The organism is Pseudomonas sp. 313 (genome assembly GCF_000316965.1).
Taxonomy (GTDB): Bacteria; Pseudomonadota; Gammaproteobacteria; order Pseudomonadales; family Pseudomonadaceae; genus Chryseomonas; species Chryseomonas benzopyrenica.
In genome coordinates this window covers 194,230-210,145 of the sequence record NZ_ANBZ01000071.1, presented here as the reverse complement: position 1 = coordinate 210,145, position 15,916 = coordinate 194,230, and the positions used below count along the sequence as shown (strand labels likewise).

Here is a 15,916-nt window from a genome sequence, read left to right as displayed (position 1 = left end):
TGCCTTGACGCGCTCTGCCAGCGATGGGTGTGTGGATCAGGGGCCCGGTCGTACCTCCGCCAGACCGGCGCCGCCATCCACCACCAGGGTCTGGCCGGTGATGTAGCGTGCGGCATCGGAGGCCAGGAAGAGCATGGCGGCAGCGATGTCCTGCGGCTCGCCCAGGCGCCTGAGCGGGACGCCGCTCGCGATATGGGCGGCATTGGCGTCGTCCCCCAGGTTGTCCAGCGCCGGCGTCCGGATCATCCCGGGTTCCACGCCGTTGACGCGGATCTGGTCCGCCGCCAGTTCCAGGGCCGCCGCGCGGATGAAGCCGTTCACCCCGGCCTTGGAGGCGGCGTAGTGGGCGAGACCGGGATAGGCGAAGCGCGGGCCGGTCACCGAGGAGGTGATCAGCAGGCTGCCACCGCCCTGGCGCCGCATCAGCGGCGTGGCGGCCTGGGCCAGCCAGAAGCAGGCGGCGAGATTGACCGCCAGGGTGCGCTCCAGCAGCGCCGGGGTGATGGCGGCGAAATCGGTGAGGGGGAAGAAGGCCGCGTTGTGCACCACAACGTCCAGCCGGTCGAGACCGGCCAGCAGCGCCTCGGCGCTGTTTGGTACGGCGAGATCGGTGGCGCCGGCTGCCTCCACGGCCAGGCCCTGGGCGGTCAACTCGGCGGCCAGGGCCGCCGCCGTCTGCGCCTGCAGATCGGCGATCCGGACCTGCGCGCCGGCCCGGGCGAAGCCTTCGACCAGCGCCCGACCGATGCCCTGGGCGCCACCGGTGACCAGCACCTGGCGCTCGCGGAAATCGAAAAGGCTCATGTCAGGCGTCTCCCAGGCGGGTGAAGGCCAGGGTCGGCAGGTCGACGCAGGAGGCGCCGCCATCGGCCACCAGCAGGGTGCCGGTGACCATGGCGGCTTCCGCGGAGGCGAGAAAGGCGCAGACGCTGGCGATCTCCTCGGGCGCGGCAGGGCGACGCAGGGGGACGTCGGCGCAGACCCGGGCATAGGCGGCGTCCAGATCCTCGCCGTGGGCCTGCATCAGCGGCTGCATCTCGGCATCGGCCATGGGCGTACGTACCCAGCCCGGACAGACGGCGTTGGCACGCACCCCCAGGGGGCCGTAGTCCCGCGCCAGGGAGCGGGTCAGGCCGAGCAGGGCGTGCTTGGCCGTGGTGTAGCCGCATACCTCGGGGCCGGCGACCAGGGCCGCGATGGACGCCACCAGCACCAGGTTGCCGCGCCGCTCGATGAGCGCTGGCAGACAGGCGCGGGCACTGAAGAAGGCGCTGTCGAGGTTGCTGCGCAGCGCGGCCGCCCAATTTTCCGGGGAGGTATCGATGGCGCTGCCCAGGCCATGGCCGCCGGCGTTGGCGATCAATACGTCGATTCCGCCAAGCTGCCGCTGGATGTCGGCGGTCAGCCCGAGCCAGGCGTCGGGATCGGCGGCGTCACCGCTCAAGGCCAGCCCGCCGATCTCGCCCGCCAGGCGCTCCAGGGGTTCGCGGCGCCGACCGATCAGCACCACCCGATCGCCCTGGCTGGCGAAGCGCCGGGCGCAGGCGGCGCCGATGCCGGTACCGGCACCGGTGATGACCACCACCCGGCCGCTCATGCCGGGTACTCGGTGCGGTTGAGCACCTGGCAATGGGACGCGACCGGGAAGTTGCTCCAGGCCTGGCAGTCGGCATCGCTACAGCCCCAGATCTTGCCATCACTACGGTGCTGGTCGAGGTCGATCAGCAGCACGCCGAGGGTGGGTACGATCTTCTCGCGCCAGACGAACAGATAGAGGTGCTCGGCGATGCGGTAGTAGTGGCAGCGATCGGTGTCGGTCAGGCCGCCTTCCACGCCCTGCAGGCATTGCCAGGTATAGAAGTTCTCGTTGAGATAAATGTGTTCATAGACCTCGGTCGGGCTGTAGCGATAGAGATTGCGCAGCCCGACCAGCTCCCGGGTCGGCGCGTGCGGGCAGGCACCGTCCTGCCAGGGTCGATCCAGGCTGCCGTGCAGAATCTCCACCTCGACGCCGGTCAGCGGCTGGCCGGCGAGGGCGCGGCCATAGAGGCCTTCACGGGTGGCGGCGAGGGTAGGTAGCCGACCGAGCACAGCGGTGAAGGCCTGGTTGGGCAGGTCCAGCACCAGGGTCACCGACCAGTCCTGGTCGTTCTCGCGCTTGATGAAGTCCACCAGAAAGACCTCTGGCCTCAGGGTGGTGGCCCGATAGCTGGCCTCGCCGCCGCCGTTCTCCAGGTGCCATTCCAGTCGCTCCGCGGTGAAACGATGTTCGATGCGCCAGCCGTTGGCGAAATGCAGGGTGAGGTGGCGGCCTTGCAGCGCGGCGTTGGCCGGCAACACGAAGCCCTCGGGAGCGAAGCCATCGGCCAGGGCGCCTACGGTGATCCAGTCGGACGTTGAACTCATGATGCGACTCCAGTGCAGGAAGGGAGTCGTCATGTTCAGCGGTGCCCGGCGCCTTGCCCATCAACCGGATGGTTGAGGCGGGCGCCGCTCAGAGAAAGAGCGCCGTGACCAGTTCGGTGCGATTGGCTACTCCCACCTTGCGGTAGAGATTGATGAGGTGGGTCTTCACCGTGGGCAGGCCGATCCCCAGCAACTGCGCCAGGCGCTTGTTGCCGTGGCCGGCGCGCAACAGCTGGGCGAGTTCGCGCTCGCGGGGGGTGATGGCGGTCAGGCCCACGGAGGCAGAGTGGGTAGCGAGACGGGGCAGCGCCAGTGCGAGCATGGCCTGCAGACCCTGCAGCCGTTCGAGCTCCCCGGCACTGAAGGCGCCTTCGGCCTCCCGCCGCAGCAAGGATAGCCCCAGCACCGCCTGCCCGGCCTGGCGGGCGAAGATCTCCACCACATCGCAGATGCCGTGGCGGGCGAGAAAGCCGGCATAGCGTTCGCGGCTGCTCGCCGCCTGGGCCGCCTGGCCGAGGCGCAAGGGAACGAGATCGGTAGCGAGGTTCTGGCAGTGGCGCGGATGCAGCGGATCGCTGCCCTGATAGCGCTCCAGGTAGCTCTGGTGCATGGGCGTGGCGAGCCCCAGCAGCTGGAAATCCGCCGGGCGCGCCTGGTGGTCGATGCGATAGAGCGCCGCCAGGGAGGCGCCGCCCGCCCTGGCACAGGCCAGCAGACATTGCCGGGCCAGGGCGTCGCCCATGGTCAGGCCACGGCGTGGTAGTGCTTGACGAAGCTGTCGCTGAGGATCTCCCAGCGCACCGGGGTGCCCTTTTCCACGTACCAGGTGTCGCCCACGCCGAAGCGGGTGGTCTCGCCGGTGGATTCGTCCGTCAGCAGCACCTCGCCGGTGACCACCGTGGCCTGTTCGTTGAAGGGATAGGTCATGCGAAAGGTGCTCTTGCTGACACCGAAATAGGCCGCGCTGACGGCGTCGGTGGGCGCACCGGCGGTCATCTTGCCGTAGGCCTTGCCGTCGCCGGCAAGAAGCTCCGAGCCAAGATCGGCCACGGTGCCCCAGGGATCGAGCTGGTCGAGGGTGATGTGGCGGGTGATGGGATGCAGCGACATGGTGGACTCCTGTTGGGAAAAAGGGTTAGCGACGACCGTTCCAGTAGCCGGACACCTGATGCCAGGTCTTGCCGCCGGTGAGGAGCAGTGGCCCGAAGACATCCTTGCCGGTGACCTCGATGCGCCGGATGGAGCTGATCAGGTCATAGCGCGCCGAGCCTTCGCTCATGCCCTCGGCCAGCACCTTGCAGATGATGTGGCTGGGGGTGACGCCGAAGCCCGAGTAACCCTGGACGAAAAAGGCGTTGGGCCGGCCGGGCAGGGTGCCGATCTGCGGAAACAGATTGGGACTCACCGCCATGGGGCCCCCCCAGGCCAGATCGATCTTCACCTCGGCGAGGTAGGGGAAGATTTTTAGCATGAGCTTGCGATTCCAGGCCTTGAGATCCTTGGGGATATGCTCGACCAGGGAGGTGGCCGAGCCGAACAGCAACCGGTTCTCGTTGGTCACCCGGTAGTAGTCGATCACCGGACGGATGTCGCTGTAGGCCCCGCGAATCGGGCTGATGCGCTGGATGAGCTCATCCGCCAGGGGTTCGGTGACGATCTGGAAGGCGTAGGTGTTGATGGTGGTGCGGTGCAGCTCGGGTTCCAGCTTGTTGAGGAAGCTGTCGCAGGCCCAGAGCAGCTTGCTGGCCGTGACGGTGCCGCGGCCGGTGCGCACCTTGATGCGCTCGCCGTAGCTGACGTCCAGCACCGGGCTGAATTCGAAGATGCGCACCCCCAGGCTGGCGGCCGCCTTGGCTTCGCCCAGCAGCAGGTTCAGCGAATGCACATGGCCGCCGCCACGATGCAGGAGGGCGCAGCTGTAGGCGTCCGAGCCGATGATCTCGCGCACCTCGCGGCCGGCCAGGAAGCGGATCTCGTGCGGAGTGCCGGTGGACTTGAATTCCTTCTCCCAGGTGCGCAGGGTCTTCTCCTGCCTGGCGTTGAAGCCCATGTAACCGTAGCCATGACAGAAGTCGGCGTCGATGTCGTAGCGGGCGATGCGCGCCTTGATGATGTCGGCGCCGAGGTCGCTGATCTCGAAGATCTGCCGCAAGCCATCTTCGCCCACCTCCTTCTTGATCTTCTCCAGGTCGTGACCGATGCCGGCCATGATCTGGCCGCCGTTGCGACCGGTACCGCCAAAGCCGAGGTGGCGGGCTTCCAGCACCACGATGTTGGTGATGCCCTTTTCGGCCAGCTCCAGCGCGGTGTTGATCCCGGAGAAGCCCCCGCCGATGACGACGACGTCGGCTTCGATATCGTCCGCCAGCGAAGGAAAGCTCAGGTCGTATTTCTTGGTGGCCGTGTAGTAGGTCGGGGTTTCGAGAGTGATCATCTGCGCGTGCCGTACTGCCAGACTGGAAGGGGAGATGCCGGGGCATCCGCTCATGGCGCTATTAAGGCAACAACCCCTGGCGAAGCTATTGTCTTTGCCTGCCAGCGCTTTTGATCCTGGCTGCCGGCGCCGCTCCCGCGCGAATCCCGGCGGCGATCGTCCACGGCGCCTGCCCGGTCCGCCGCCCTTGGCAGCGAGAGGCAACTGCGCTGGCACGCCTGGGCAAGGCCGCCGCCCGAGGCCTTCTTTAAGCTGGGATTCGCGGCGTCCCCGACGAAGACGCCCCCGACAATTCATAGCACCCGTCCGGGTAACCGGACCTTGCCCTGCCTAGAGCAATAACAACCAGAGGGCTTCTGACATGACCTTGCAGCAACGTTTGTCCCAGCACCTGCACCAAGGGGTGGTCGGTTTTCCGACCGCGCTCGCCAGCGCCGTCGGCCTGATCATGGCCAGCCCGGTGATCCTTACGGCCACCACCGGCTTCGGCCTGGGCGGCGGGCTGTTCGCTCTGGCCATGGGTATCGCCCTGGTCATGATGCTGGCGCAATCCACCAGCTTCGCCGAAGCCGCCTGCCTGTTGCCCACCAACGGCTCGGTCTACGACTACCTGGCCTGCGGCCTGGGTCGCTTCTTCGCCATCACCGGCACGCTGTCCGCCTACCTGATCGTGCATGTCTTCGCGGGCACGGCGGAAACCATCCTCAGCGGCACTATGGCGCTGGTCAATTTCGAATCCCTGAATGTCCTGACCGAACCGGGTGGCCAGGCCTGGCTGGTCGGGGTCGGCCTGGTGCTGGGCTTCGCCGTGCTCAACGTGCTGGGCGTGACGGTGTTCGGCAAGGCCGAGGTCATCCTGACCTTCGGCATGTGGACCACCTTGATGATCTTTGGCATCGCCGGTCTGCTCAAGGCGCCCGCGGTGGCCCTGGACGGCCCCTTCGGCGCCTCCCTGGTGGGCGATGACCTGACCACGCTGCTGTCGCTGATCGGCATGGCGATGTTCATGTTCGTCGGTTGCGAATTCGTCACGCCCCTAGCGCCCGAGGTACGCAATGCCGCGCGGACCCTGCCACGCGCCATGCTGCTCGGGCTGCTGGGCGTGGCCGGCTGCATGTTCATCTATGGCGCCGCCATGCGCCGGCAGGTGGAGAATGTCCTGATCGATCCGGCGGCCAATGTCCACCTGCTGGATACGCCCATGGCCATTCCCCACTTCGCCGAACAGGTGATGGGGCCCTTCGGCCGGATCTGGCTGGGCATCGGCCTGCTGTTCGCCGGGGCGGCCACCATCAATACCCTGATGGCGGGCGTGCCGCGCATCCTCTACGGCATGGCGGTGGATGGCGCCTTGCCACGCGTCTTCACCTACCTGCATCCGCGCTTCAAGACACCGGTGGTGTGCATCGCCGTGGTCGCCGCCATTCCCTGCCTCCACGCCTGGTGGCTGGGCGGCAACGCGGACCGGATCGTGCCGCTGATCCTCGCCGCGGTCTGCGCCTGGAGTACCGCCTACCTGCTGGTCAATCTGTCGGTGGTGCTGCTGCGTCTGCGCCGGCCCGACCTGCCGCGCGCCTATCGCTCACCGCTGTTCCCGCTGCCGCAGATCATCGCCAGTGCCGGCCTGCTGCTGGGCATGTATTTCATCACCCCACCCGGCATGAACGCGGCGGACATCTATCGTCCCTTCGGTGCCATGCTCGGCCTGACGGCCGCCTTCGCGCTGTTCTGGACGCTGGTGGTCCAGCGCGTCCACCCGTTCCGCCCGGTGCCGGTGGAAGAGGCGCTGGAAAAGGAGTTCAACCGCGAGGTCGGCCTGCAGTTGCCCGCCATCGAGCCCGTGCTGCGCGGCGCGGTCTGAGATGTGGTCGTTCTGGAAGCAGCCGGCGGGCTATCGCCCCGGCGCGACGCTGGCGCGCCTGGTGCGAGATCTGCCGGGTCTGCAGGTGACGGCACTGGCCATTGACCACCTGCAGGTCGGTCAGGAGGGCCAGGGCTGGACCTTCGAAATCCGGGAGCGGCCCCAGGCGTTGTTTCTCATGCACCTGGTGACCTGTCGCTTCCAGTGGCAGCGGCCAACCTGTGCCGGCACACCGGTGCGTATCCGGCTGCGGCACAGCGGCTGGTGGCGGCGCACGGGCCTGGCCTTCCGCATCCTCGCAGGGCGTGATCCTGCGCTGGAGCGTTGGTGCGCCGCCCTGGTGCGGGATCCGGCGCTGATCGAGGCGCTGCAGGTGCTGGATTTCCGGGAGCTGGAGCTGGAACGCCGGCAAGGGCAGTGGCGCCTCGTGCTGGAGCCCTATGCGGCCAGCGAGGTGGTCAGCCGCTTTCCGGCCTATCGCCGCTACCTGCGGCTACCGCCGGACCAGGCCCAGGCCGCCTTGCAGGTTCTCGCGCGCCTGCAGGCCTGGATCGCCCCCGAGGTGGCGCCGCATTGAGTGCCGAAAACGGCTAGTGCGCCGGTGTGCTTATTGCGTGCCGAACAGTCAGGTTACCGCGGGTAACGCCGGGACCTCAGGCAACCCGAGCGCACCCTGAACAGAGGAGATCGACATGACCCAACAGGCCCTGATGCAGGATTTCGCCAACTGGACCCAGGCCCTGCGGTCGGTATGCGGCCGCTTCCAATCCTGGCTGGCGCCCGAGCACTCGCTGTTCATCGGCGAGATCCTGCACCATGACATCGGTGGCTTCGCATACACCACCATCAGCACCAATGCCGGGCGTATCGCCTGCGAGCGTCCGCCGGGTGATCAGGTGGATGACCGCACCTGCTTTCTCATCGTCCAGGAGGCGGGGCACTCGGTGCTGCGCCACCAGGGCGAAGCGGTGGAGTTGCGCCCTGGCGACATGGCGCTGATGTGCCCTGAATTCGATTGCGACATCCTGCCCTGCGGACTGATCCGCCATACCTCCTTCCACCTGGATCGTCAGGCGCTCGGACGGCGGCTGGCCGGCGGTGATCCGCGCTTCGGCAAACTGCCGACCGCGGGTCTGACCACCCTGCTGCTGCGCTCCCTGGTCAGCCAGGTCACCCATCTCGACGCGCAAGCCGCTACCCCGGAAGAGGGCGCGGCGTTGAGCGAAGCCCTGCACGCGCTGCTGATTCCAGCGCTCGATCAGCGGCACGATCTGCCGCTGGAGAGCGGCGAACACCAGGCGCTGACCGGCCTCAAGCGCAACGCCCTGGCCCTGATCGACGCCTCGCTGGGGCAGCCGCTGCTGTCACCCAACTGGCTGGCCCAGGAGCTGGGCGTCTCGGTGCGCAATCTCTATAGGGCCTTCGAGGACGGCGACAGCATCTGCCAGTCCATCATGCGCGCCCGCCTGGAGCGCAGCGCCGCCGACCTCAGCAGCCCCATGCTCCAGCGCGCCTCCATCACCGAAATCGCCTACCGCTGGGGCTTCACCGATTCGGCCCATTTCAGCCGTGCCTTTCGCAAGCGATTCGCCTGCACGCCCAAGGATTATCGGCGGCAGACGTTAGCGGGATGACTACGCGCGACCGAAAGGCGGCAGTTAGGCATGGATCACGGATACTGCGGCGCTCAGCGCCCCGAGCGCCTCGTCGTCAGGCGCCGCATCCGTCACCAGGGTGCTGACATCGGCCAGCGGGATGATGCCGTAGGGCGAGGCCGCGCCGAGTTTTTCCCGCGTTGCCAGCACAAAGGTCTCCGCCGCTTGACGGCTGATGATGCGCTTGATCGCGGCTTCCTCGGCATTGCCGGTGGTGGCGCCCGTCTCGGGATGCAGCCCGGTCACGCCCATGAAGTAGCTGTCGACTCGCACCCGAGCGATGGCCTCCGCACAGGCTGCGCCAAGGGTCACGATGGAATGCTTGAACAGGCGGCCACCGATGAGTTCGACCTCGATCAGCGGATGCTCGACCAGCTCTACCGCGATGTTCGGGCTATGGGTGACTACGGTGATCTCAAGCTCCTTGGGCAGGTGGCGGACGAGTTGGACATTGGTCGTGCCGCCATCGATAAAGATGATCTGTCCCGGTTGGATCAGGCGGATGCCCGCCTGGCCGAGCGTTACCTTACTGGCCATGGACGCCTCTTCGCGCCTGGCGTAGTCCGCGACGGCAGCCGAAGCCGGCAAGGCGCCGCCATGCACGCGTTGCAGCACGCCTTCCGCTGCCAGCTCCCGCAGATCACGGCGAATGGTGTCTTCCGAGACCCCCAATTGCTGGCTGAAGGTCTTGGCCACCAGCCGGCCTTCCCGGCGCAGCACCTGCTGGATAAGCGCCTTGCGTTCACGGGTCAGCATCGGGGACTCCTGCACGAAAATTCTTGACGTTGCACGAAACTGCACGAATTCTAGCGCGAAGCCCTAGAGTGGTAAATACCGCTCGCCAACCCAGAGGATCGCCTATGAGCATCGCCCCGCGTATTCGTGTCGAAGAGGTCAAGGTGTTGTCTGACGACTGGTTCATCCTGAAGAAGACCACCTTCGCCTTCCTGCGCAGTGACGGCACCTGGCAGCGGCAATCGCGAGAGACCTACGATCGCGGCAATGGCGCGACCATCCTGCTCTACGATCCCCGGCGGCGCACCGTGGTGCTGACGCGCCAGCTGCGCTATCCGGCTTTCGTCAATGGGCACGACGACCTGCTGATCGAGGCGCCCGCCGGCCTGCTCGACGCCGCCGAACCCGAGGTGCGAATCCGCGCCGAGGTCGAGGAGGAGACGGGCTTTCAGGTACGGGAAGTGCGGCAGGTGTTCGATGCCTTCATGAGTCCCGGTTCGGTGACCGAGCGGCTGCATTTCTTCGTCGGCGAGTACGCCCCGGGCGATCGCAAGTCGGCCGGGGGTGGCAATGCCGCGGAAGGCGAGGACATCGCCGTGCTCGAGGTCGACCTGGACGAGGCGCTGGCGATGATCGATGCCGGGACCATTCGCGACGGCAAGACCATCATGCTCCTGCAGTACGCGGCCCTGAAGCTCATACCACACCTGGCGGTCAGCTGATCTCCAAGGCTGACGACCAGGGCTCCAGCGGCCTGTCTCGGATCCCGGAGACGCGGCTTCCGGCGCTGGCCGCCTGGCGGCTAGGACGACGCGCCGGGCCTCAGGAGGGGCAGTACATGGGCGACGTAGTCGGCCTTGCCCAGCTCGACGCCTTGCGCGCGGAGGATGGCGTAGGCGGTCATCACGTGAAAGTAGAACTGCGGCAGCGCCCAGTCGCGGACGTACTGTTCGGCGGTGAAATCGAAGACCAGCCCCTGGGGCAGTTCGTGGGCGATGGGTTCTCCCTCCGCGACGGCAGACCCTTGGGCCGAGAGGGCCTGTACCCGCTCCAGGGTTTCGCGGATGCAGGTCTGTGCCTGGGCCAGCGTGCCCGGCTGTTCGGCCGCGTTGCGCCCTTCGTCGAGCAGAACCTTCAACTCGGGTGGAAAGCTCTGGCCGTACAGGCGCAGCAGGCCTTCCTGGGCCTGGACGCAGGCGAAGCGGACCTGGGTGGCGAGGGGAAACATGTCAGGCGCCAGGCGGGCGACCAGTAGCGCCTCGGTCGCACCGTCCGACCGCTGGGCTTCGGCCTTGGTAAGCCAGGCCGAGAGAGCGCCCAGCAGGTTGGTGTAGGTGGGGACGAGGATATCAGCGAAGGTCATGGCGGGTCCTTGATGGGGGCTGGAGGCAGTGCCGGGCAGCCCTAGTAGAGCGTGCTGGCGATGCGCTGCGGCAGGGCCTGGTCGTAGGCGTCGCCGTCCACCTGGGTCGGGCAGAGCTGCTTGAGGATGGTGCCGGGAGAAGGCAGCGCGCTGCGCGCCAGGTGCCTGGCAGGATCCCACAGGCCGGCCCGGATCACCGCGCGGCTGCACTGGAAGTAGACGCTGGTGACCCTGATTTCCAGCACCGTTCGCGGGCGCTGGCCCTTGACCTCGAAGCGGGCCAGCAAGGTCGGATCGACCGCTATGCGGGCGGTGCCGTTGACGCGCAGGGTTTCGCCGATACCAGGGATCAGGAACAGCAGCGCTACCCGGGGATCCTGGAGGATATTACGCAGCGTATCCAGGCGGTTGTTGCCCCGGCGGTCCGGCAGGTAGAGCGTCCTGGCGTCCTCGACCTGCACGAAGCCCGGCGCATCGCCGCGGGGAGAGGCATCGAGCCCCTGAGGTCCTGACGAGGCCAGGACCACGAAGGATGCCGCCTCGATGAAGGGCTGGTACGCGGGGTGGATATGATCGATTTCCTTGAGGATCGAGGGTGCCGCGACCTCACCGTAGAGGCTTTCCAGCGACTCCAGGGTGGTGAGGTAGTCCTGTTGCTGATTGTCCTGCTCCATGCGTGACTCCTGGCTTGTGGTGCTCTGCGCGCCTTGGCTAACGCGTGGCTCTTCTGGTGCCAAGCCTTCGCGACAGGCAAAGGGTTGGCTGAACTGTAGCCGATACGGTGGAGGAGAGCCCAGTCTGTGGGCAGGTTCCCGCGGGCGTCGCCTGGCTAGGGACCTTCGCCATAGCGACCCAAAGAAAGCGCAAGCGGTCGGGTACTTATAGCGGTTTGCCGCTGTCCCAGAAGACCTGATCGGCGCCTGTACCTGCCCCGACAGTCGCCCGCGAACCTCCCATTGGTTGACCAAGAGGAATCTCCTGATGACCCTTCCGCTACGCCTGTACGAACTGACCGGTGCCGACGACAGTTGCCGCTTCAGCCCCTATTGCTGGCGCATACGGCTGGCGCTGGCCCACAAGGGTCTACCAGTCGAGACCGTTGCCTGGCGCTTCCACGAGAAGGAGGCCATCGCCTTTTCCGGGCAAGGCAAGGTGCCGGTACTGGTCGACGGCGAACGCTGTGTGACCGACAGCTGGGCCATCGCCGAGTATCTGGATCACCAGTACCCTGATCGGCCCTCGCTGCTGGGCGATGCCTCGCTCAAGGCGCTGACGCGCTTCGTCAATCAATGGGTTGCCGACAGTGTCCATCCGGCGCTAGCGCGCTTGATCCTGCCCGACGTCCATGCGGTGCTGGATGAAGCCGACAAAGACTATTTCAAGCGGACCCGGGAGGCGGCGTTCGGCGTGTCGCTGGATGCCCTGGCCGCCCAGCGCGAGCGCTCGCTGCAAGCATTTCACGAGGTCCTGAAGCCCCTGCGCAGTACCCTGGCCGTGCAGGATTACCTGGCCGGTGCAGCCCCGGCCTACGCCGATCACATCGTCTTCGGCGCCTTCCAATGGGCTCGGGTCGTCAGCGCGCAATCGCTATTGGCCGAGGACGATCCGCTCACCGCCTGGTGCGAACGCATGCTCGACGCCTACAACGGCCTGGCCCGCCAGGCGCCAACGGCAGCCGAGCGGTAATTCACTGCGACGCTGAGCCATTAGTTCGTCCTTGCACGCCAGTGGGACGTCTGCGGAGACAAACGCCCCAGTGGCCAGCATCGGCAGCTCTCGTTTCCTGGCAGGGTCCTACTGCATCACCGGCTGGCGCTGGGCAACCGACTGAGCATCTTGTCGATCCTGTTCGGCGAGGAAATCCGCGGGCAGGGTTTCGACATAGAGACTGCGGCTGGAAAGGGCGAAACGCACGCCGATCCTGGCAAAGGCTTCCATCATCTCGATATTGATCGCCTGCTGGATGTCCATGTACACGTTGTAGCTGGCATCCAGCACGATGTAGACGACTTCGAATTCCAGCGAACTGTCACCGAAGGTCAGCAGGTGGGCGCGGTCGAAGCGCGTCTTGTCCTGCCGTTGAATGATTTCCTTCAGGGCAGCGGTGACCTGTTTGATCTGGCTTGGCTGGCTGGCATAGGTCAGCCCGAATTTGAAGACGATGCGACGCTCCTGCAGCTTCTTGTAGTTCTGGATGGTGCTGCCGATCATCTCGGCGTTCGCCATGACGATCTGCTCGCCGCCCAGGCTTCTGATCCGCGTCGTCTTCAGGCCCACATGTTCGACGGTGCCTGCCAGCGAGCCCACGACGATGAAGTCGCCCACCTCGAAGGGTTTGTCCACCGCGATGGACAGGGATGCGAACACATCGCCCAGAATGTTCTGCACGGCCAGGGCGATGGCGATGCCGCCCACGCCAAGGCTGGCGACGAAGGCGGTGATGTTCACCCCCAGATTGGATAGCATGGCCAGGCTGACCACGGCCCAGAGCAGCACCTTGGCGCCCCAGAGCGACAAGGTGGCCAGGGCGCTGCCCTGATAGACGTCGGCCTGGCTGTGCTTGACGAAGTAATGATGCACCGCCAAGGCTACCGCTCGGTTGGCCCATAGCCCGACCTGCAAGGCCGCTACCACGAACCAGAGGCTGCTGACCCGCGTCAGCCAGCGCTCGGGTAGATCCAGTATCCCCACGCCGATCAGAATGGCGGCCAGCAGCAGCAGGGTATTGCTCGTGCTGGAAAGCACCTGGATGGCGATCTGGCTGACATGAGCGCCCGGCTTTTCCGCGCGGGTCCGCAAGTTTCTCAGGACGAAACCGATGACGGTGCGGGCGAGGGTGAAGCTGAGCAGGATGAGGCACAGCATGGCGAGCCAGTTGGCCAGCGAGATGCCGAGCAGACTGGTCGATAGCAGGGTGTTGAAAAGTCCGAGATCCATAAAGCAGGGGGTCTTCTAGCCGGTTCAGAAATCGCCACGACTCGGCCGCGCAGGCGCGGTCGCGACTCGTTTTATCCCAGCGCGCTCTTGGTCAACTGGAACACAGGACACCGTCCGCCAGCTCGGCCATTCAGCCAGGAGCCCACGGATGGCATCAGCCAGGTTTGAGTTCTTTGAGCTGGTGCCGTGCACTTTTTTTCACGGGCGGGCGCGATTCGACTCGTGGTGACAGCACTGCTGGCGACGGCGAGCGCCTCTGGCCCAGGCGTTACGGCAGGCGCTGCCGAGTCGATAAAAAGTCGGTTCACCCACCTTTTGCCAGCCCGTGCTGGAGGCGATGAGCAACGAGGAGATTCGCGCTCGAGTGAGCGGAGAATGGCGATTTCGCGGGCGTGCCGACAGCGCGTCGACTGGCCGGGCTCCCGAGGTGATGACCTGGCGGGCGAGACCAGATCGACCCTGGGAGCCCACTCGGGCTCAGTGACTGTAGCCGGTCGGCTTGTTGCGGATGGTCTTGAGCAGGTCTTCCGGGCTGATGCTGGCGAGCGCCTTGGCCGCGGCCTGGCTGCCCGGCAGCGGTAGGTCGAGGATATGGCCCTTCATCTTGCCCACCACGTGCATCTCGCAGGGCTTGCAGTCGAACTTCAGGGTCAGCACCTCGTCGCCGTGGACCAGCTGCATGGGCGCGACCTTGGTGCGCACGCCGGTGACGCCCTTGGCCTGCTTGGGGCAGAGGTTGAAGGAGAAGCGCAGGCAGTGCTTGGTGATCATCACCGGCACCTCGCCAGGCTCTTCATGGGCCTCGTAGGCCGCGTCGATCAGTTGCACGCCATGACGATGGTAGAAGTCGCGGGCCTTCTGGTTATAGACGTTGTAGAGAAACGACAGGTGCGACTCGGGATACACCGGCGGCGGACTGGTCTCGGCCTTGCGGCGGCCGCGCGGGTAGGCGGCGATGCGCGCCGCGGTCAGCTGCTCGATGGCCTCGCGGCGCAACGCCTTGAGTTGCGAATTGGGTACGAAGAAGGCCTGGGGGGCATCCAGGGTCACGTTCAGCGCGTGGTACTCGGTGGTGCCCAGCTGGGTCAGCAGATCGCGCAGGCCGTCCAGCGCCTGTTCCGGCTTGTTGGCCACGCCGAAGGGACCGTCCAGAGTGACACGGGCGCTGACGCCTTCCTCGCTGGTGGCGGTCAGCTGGAGCCGTTGCTCGCGCAGCTCGACCTGCCAACGTACGCCGATACGACGCTCGGCACTGGTCTTGAGCAGGGCCTGCTGCCAGTTGTGGTCCAGGTTGCGCGACAGCGGGTGATTCGGCCGTAGGCGATACAGCCCCTCGGGCATCTCATTGGGTTCGACGCGATAGCGGTAACGCTTTGCCCCGTCTTCCTCGCCATCTTCATAGAACGTGCTCTTGAGCTCGGCGACGTTGGCGCGAAAGCCCACCACCTCGCGCTTGACCAGCACATTGAGGCCATCACCGTTGGACAGCGGCTCCTCGGTCACGGCGATGAAGTCGCGCTTGTTGACCTTTTCCACCTGACCCACCGGCAGACCGGTAAAGGTCGGCGAGTCGAAGGCGCCGATGTCCACCTTGCGGTCGGTGACGAAGTAGTCGGTGCTGCCGCGGTGGAAGGTCTTGTCCGGGTCGGGCACGAAGAAGTGCGCGGTACGGCCGCTGGAGGCACGGGCCAGGTCGGTGCGGTCTTCGAGGATCTCGTCGAGCAACTGGCGGTAGTAGGCGGTGATGTTCTTCACATAGCCCATGTCCTTGTAGCGCCCCTCGATCTTGAAGGAGCGCACGCCGGCTTCGACCAGAGCGCGCAGGTTGGCGCTCTGGTTGTTGTCCTTCATCGACAGCAGGTGCTTCTCGAAGGCCACCACCCGACCCTGGTCATCCTTCAAGGTGTAGGGCAGGCGGCAGGCCTGGGAGCAGTCGCCCCGGTTGGCGCTGCGGCCGGTCTGGGCGTGGGAGATGTTGCACTGGCCGGAGAAGGCCACGCACAGGGCGCCATGGATGAAGAATTCGATGGCCGCGTCGGTCTCGGCGGCGATGGCCGAGATCTCCTGCAGATTCAGCTCACGCGCCAATACCAGCTGCGAGAAGCCGGCCTGATCGAGAAACCTGGCCCGCGCCAGGGTGCGGATGTCGGTCTGGGTGCTGGCATGCAACTCGATCGGCGGGATGTCCAGTTCCAGCACGCCCAGGTCCTGCACGATCAGCGCATCCACGCCGGCGTCGTACAACTGATGGATCAGCTTGCGCGCCGGCTCCAGCTCGTCGTCATGCAGGATGGTGTTGATGGTGGTGAACACCCGCGCGTGGTAGCGCCGGGCGAAGGTCACCAGCTCGGCGATCTCGCTGACCTCGTTGCAGGCATTGTGCCGCGCCCCGAAGCTCGGCCCGCCGATATAGACGGCATCGGCCCCATGCAGGATGGCCTCCCGCGCGATCCCGACATCGCGGGCAGGGCTGAGCAATTCCAGATGGTGCTTGGGCAGGGACATGGCAATTCTTCTCGATCAGG

At 66.1% G+C, this 15,916-nt stretch carries 16 protein-coding genes; 5 read left to right on the top strand and 11 right to left on the bottom strand.

Annotated elements, in window-relative coordinates; translation table 11 throughout:
* Nucleotides 1-36 precede the first annotated feature (36 nt).
* The 6 genes from C722_RS0115390 to C722_RS0115365 all read right to left on the bottom strand — a co-directional run bounded on the left by C722_RS0115390 (nt 37) and on the right by C722_RS0115365 (nt 4,840).
* Entirely contained in the window at nt 37-804 is a 768-nt protein-coding gene (locus C722_RS0115390; RefSeq protein ID WP_017641360.1) for an SDR family oxidoreductase, read from the bottom strand.
* 1 nt (nt 805) lies between these two features.
* The gene (locus C722_RS0115385; RefSeq protein WP_017641359.1) at nt 806-1,597 is read right to left on the bottom strand and encodes an SDR family NAD(P)-dependent oxidoreductase; all 792 of its coding nucleotides are present in this window, start codon (nt 1,595-1,597) and stop codon (nt 806-808) included.
* The gene (locus C722_RS0115380) at nt 1,594-2,406 is read right to left on the bottom strand and encodes a molybdenum cofactor biosynthesis F family protein (protein ID WP_017641358.1); all 813 of its coding nucleotides are present in this window, start codon (nt 2,404-2,406) and stop codon (nt 1,594-1,596) included. The genes C722_RS0115385 and C722_RS0115380 overlap by 4 nt, the downstream gene beginning before the upstream one ends.
* A gap of 88 nt (nt 2,407-2,494) precedes the next feature.
* Complete coding sequence (locus tag C722_RS0115375) at nt 2,495-3,148, bottom strand: helix-turn-helix transcriptional regulator (RefSeq protein ID WP_017641357.1); 654 nt, start codon at nt 3,146-3,148, stop codon at nt 2,495-2,497.
* A gap of 2 nt (nt 3,149-3,150) precedes the next feature.
* Nucleotides 3,151-3,516, bottom strand: coding sequence for a cupin domain-containing protein (locus C722_RS0115370; protein ID WP_017641356.1), 366 nt, complete (start codon nt 3,514-3,516; stop codon nt 3,151-3,153).
* 25 nt (nt 3,517-3,541) lie between these two features.
* Nucleotides 3,542-4,840, bottom strand: coding sequence for an FAD-binding oxidoreductase (locus C722_RS0115365; RefSeq protein WP_017641355.1), 1,299 nt, complete (start codon nt 4,838-4,840; stop codon nt 3,542-3,544).
* 361 nt (nt 4,841-5,201) lie between these two features.
* Here C722_RS0115365 and C722_RS0115360 point away from each other — a divergent pair, with 361 nt between their 5' ends.
* The 3 genes from C722_RS0115360 to feaR all read left to right on the top strand — a co-directional run bounded on the left by C722_RS0115360 (nt 5,202) and on the right by feaR (nt 8,335).
* The gene (locus C722_RS0115360) at nt 5,202-6,701 is read left to right on the top strand and encodes an APC family permease (RefSeq protein ID WP_017641354.1); all 1,500 of its coding nucleotides are present in this window, start codon (nt 5,202-5,204) and stop codon (nt 6,699-6,701) included.
* Nucleotide 6,702: 1 nt separating this feature from the next.
* Nucleotides 6,703-7,278, top strand: coding sequence for a DUF3156 family protein (locus C722_RS0115355; protein ID WP_017641353.1), 576 nt, complete (start codon nt 6,703-6,705; stop codon nt 7,276-7,278).
* Nucleotides 7,279-7,393: 115 nt separating this feature from the next.
* Nucleotides 7,394-8,335 (top strand): transcriptional regulator FeaR, encoded by a 942-nt coding sequence (feaR, locus tag C722_RS0115350; RefSeq protein ID WP_017641352.1) that lies wholly within the window; start codon nt 7,394-7,396, stop codon nt 8,333-8,335.
* Nucleotides 8,336-8,359: 24 nt separating this feature from the next.
* On the opposite strand, the gene C722_RS0115345 is transcribed toward feaR, so the two are convergent.
* The gene (locus C722_RS0115345) at nt 8,360-9,112 is read right to left on the bottom strand and encodes a DeoR/GlpR family DNA-binding transcription regulator (protein ID WP_017641351.1); all 753 of its coding nucleotides are present in this window, start codon (nt 9,110-9,112) and stop codon (nt 8,360-8,362) included.
* Between the two features lie 104 nt (nt 9,113-9,216).
* Here C722_RS0115345 and C722_RS0115340 point away from each other — a divergent pair, with 104 nt between their 5' ends.
* Entirely contained in the window at nt 9,217-9,813 is a 597-nt protein-coding gene (locus C722_RS0115340) for an NUDIX domain-containing protein (protein WP_017641350.1), read from the top strand.
* A gap of 80 nt (nt 9,814-9,893) precedes the next feature.
* Here the strand turns inward: C722_RS0115340 and C722_RS0115335 are convergent, their stop codons facing one another.
* On the bottom strand, nt 9,894-10,454 hold the full coding sequence (locus C722_RS0115335) for a DUF1993 family protein (RefSeq protein ID WP_017641349.1): 561 nt from the start codon (nt 10,452-10,454) through the stop codon (nt 9,894-9,896).
* Between the two features lie 41 nt (nt 10,455-10,495).
* Nucleotides 10,496-11,128, bottom strand: a complete 633-nt coding sequence (locus tag C722_RS0115330) for a pyridoxamine 5'-phosphate oxidase family protein (protein WP_017641348.1) — start codon at nt 11,126-11,128, stop codon at nt 10,496-10,498.
* Nucleotides 11,129-11,435: 307 nt separating this feature from the next.
* On the opposite strand from C722_RS0115330, the gene C722_RS0115325 reads away from it, so the two are divergent.
* On the top strand, nt 11,436-12,140 hold the full coding sequence (locus C722_RS0115325; RefSeq protein WP_017641347.1) for a glutathione S-transferase family protein: 705 nt from the start codon (nt 11,436-11,438) through the stop codon (nt 12,138-12,140).
* 108 nt (nt 12,141-12,248) lie between these two features.
* Here the strand turns inward: C722_RS0115325 and C722_RS0115320 are convergent, their stop codons facing one another.
* Both C722_RS0115320 and C722_RS0115315 read right to left on the bottom strand, forming a co-directional pair.
* Nucleotides 12,249-13,391, bottom strand: coding sequence for a mechanosensitive ion channel family protein (locus C722_RS0115320; RefSeq protein ID WP_017641346.1), 1,143 nt, complete (start codon nt 13,389-13,391; stop codon nt 12,249-12,251).
* A gap of 477 nt (nt 13,392-13,868) precedes the next feature.
* Nucleotides 13,869-15,896, bottom strand: a complete 2,028-nt coding sequence (locus C722_RS0115315) for a U32 family peptidase (RefSeq protein WP_017641345.1) — start codon at nt 15,894-15,896, stop codon at nt 13,869-13,871.
* Nucleotides 15,897-15,916 lie beyond the last annotated feature (20 nt).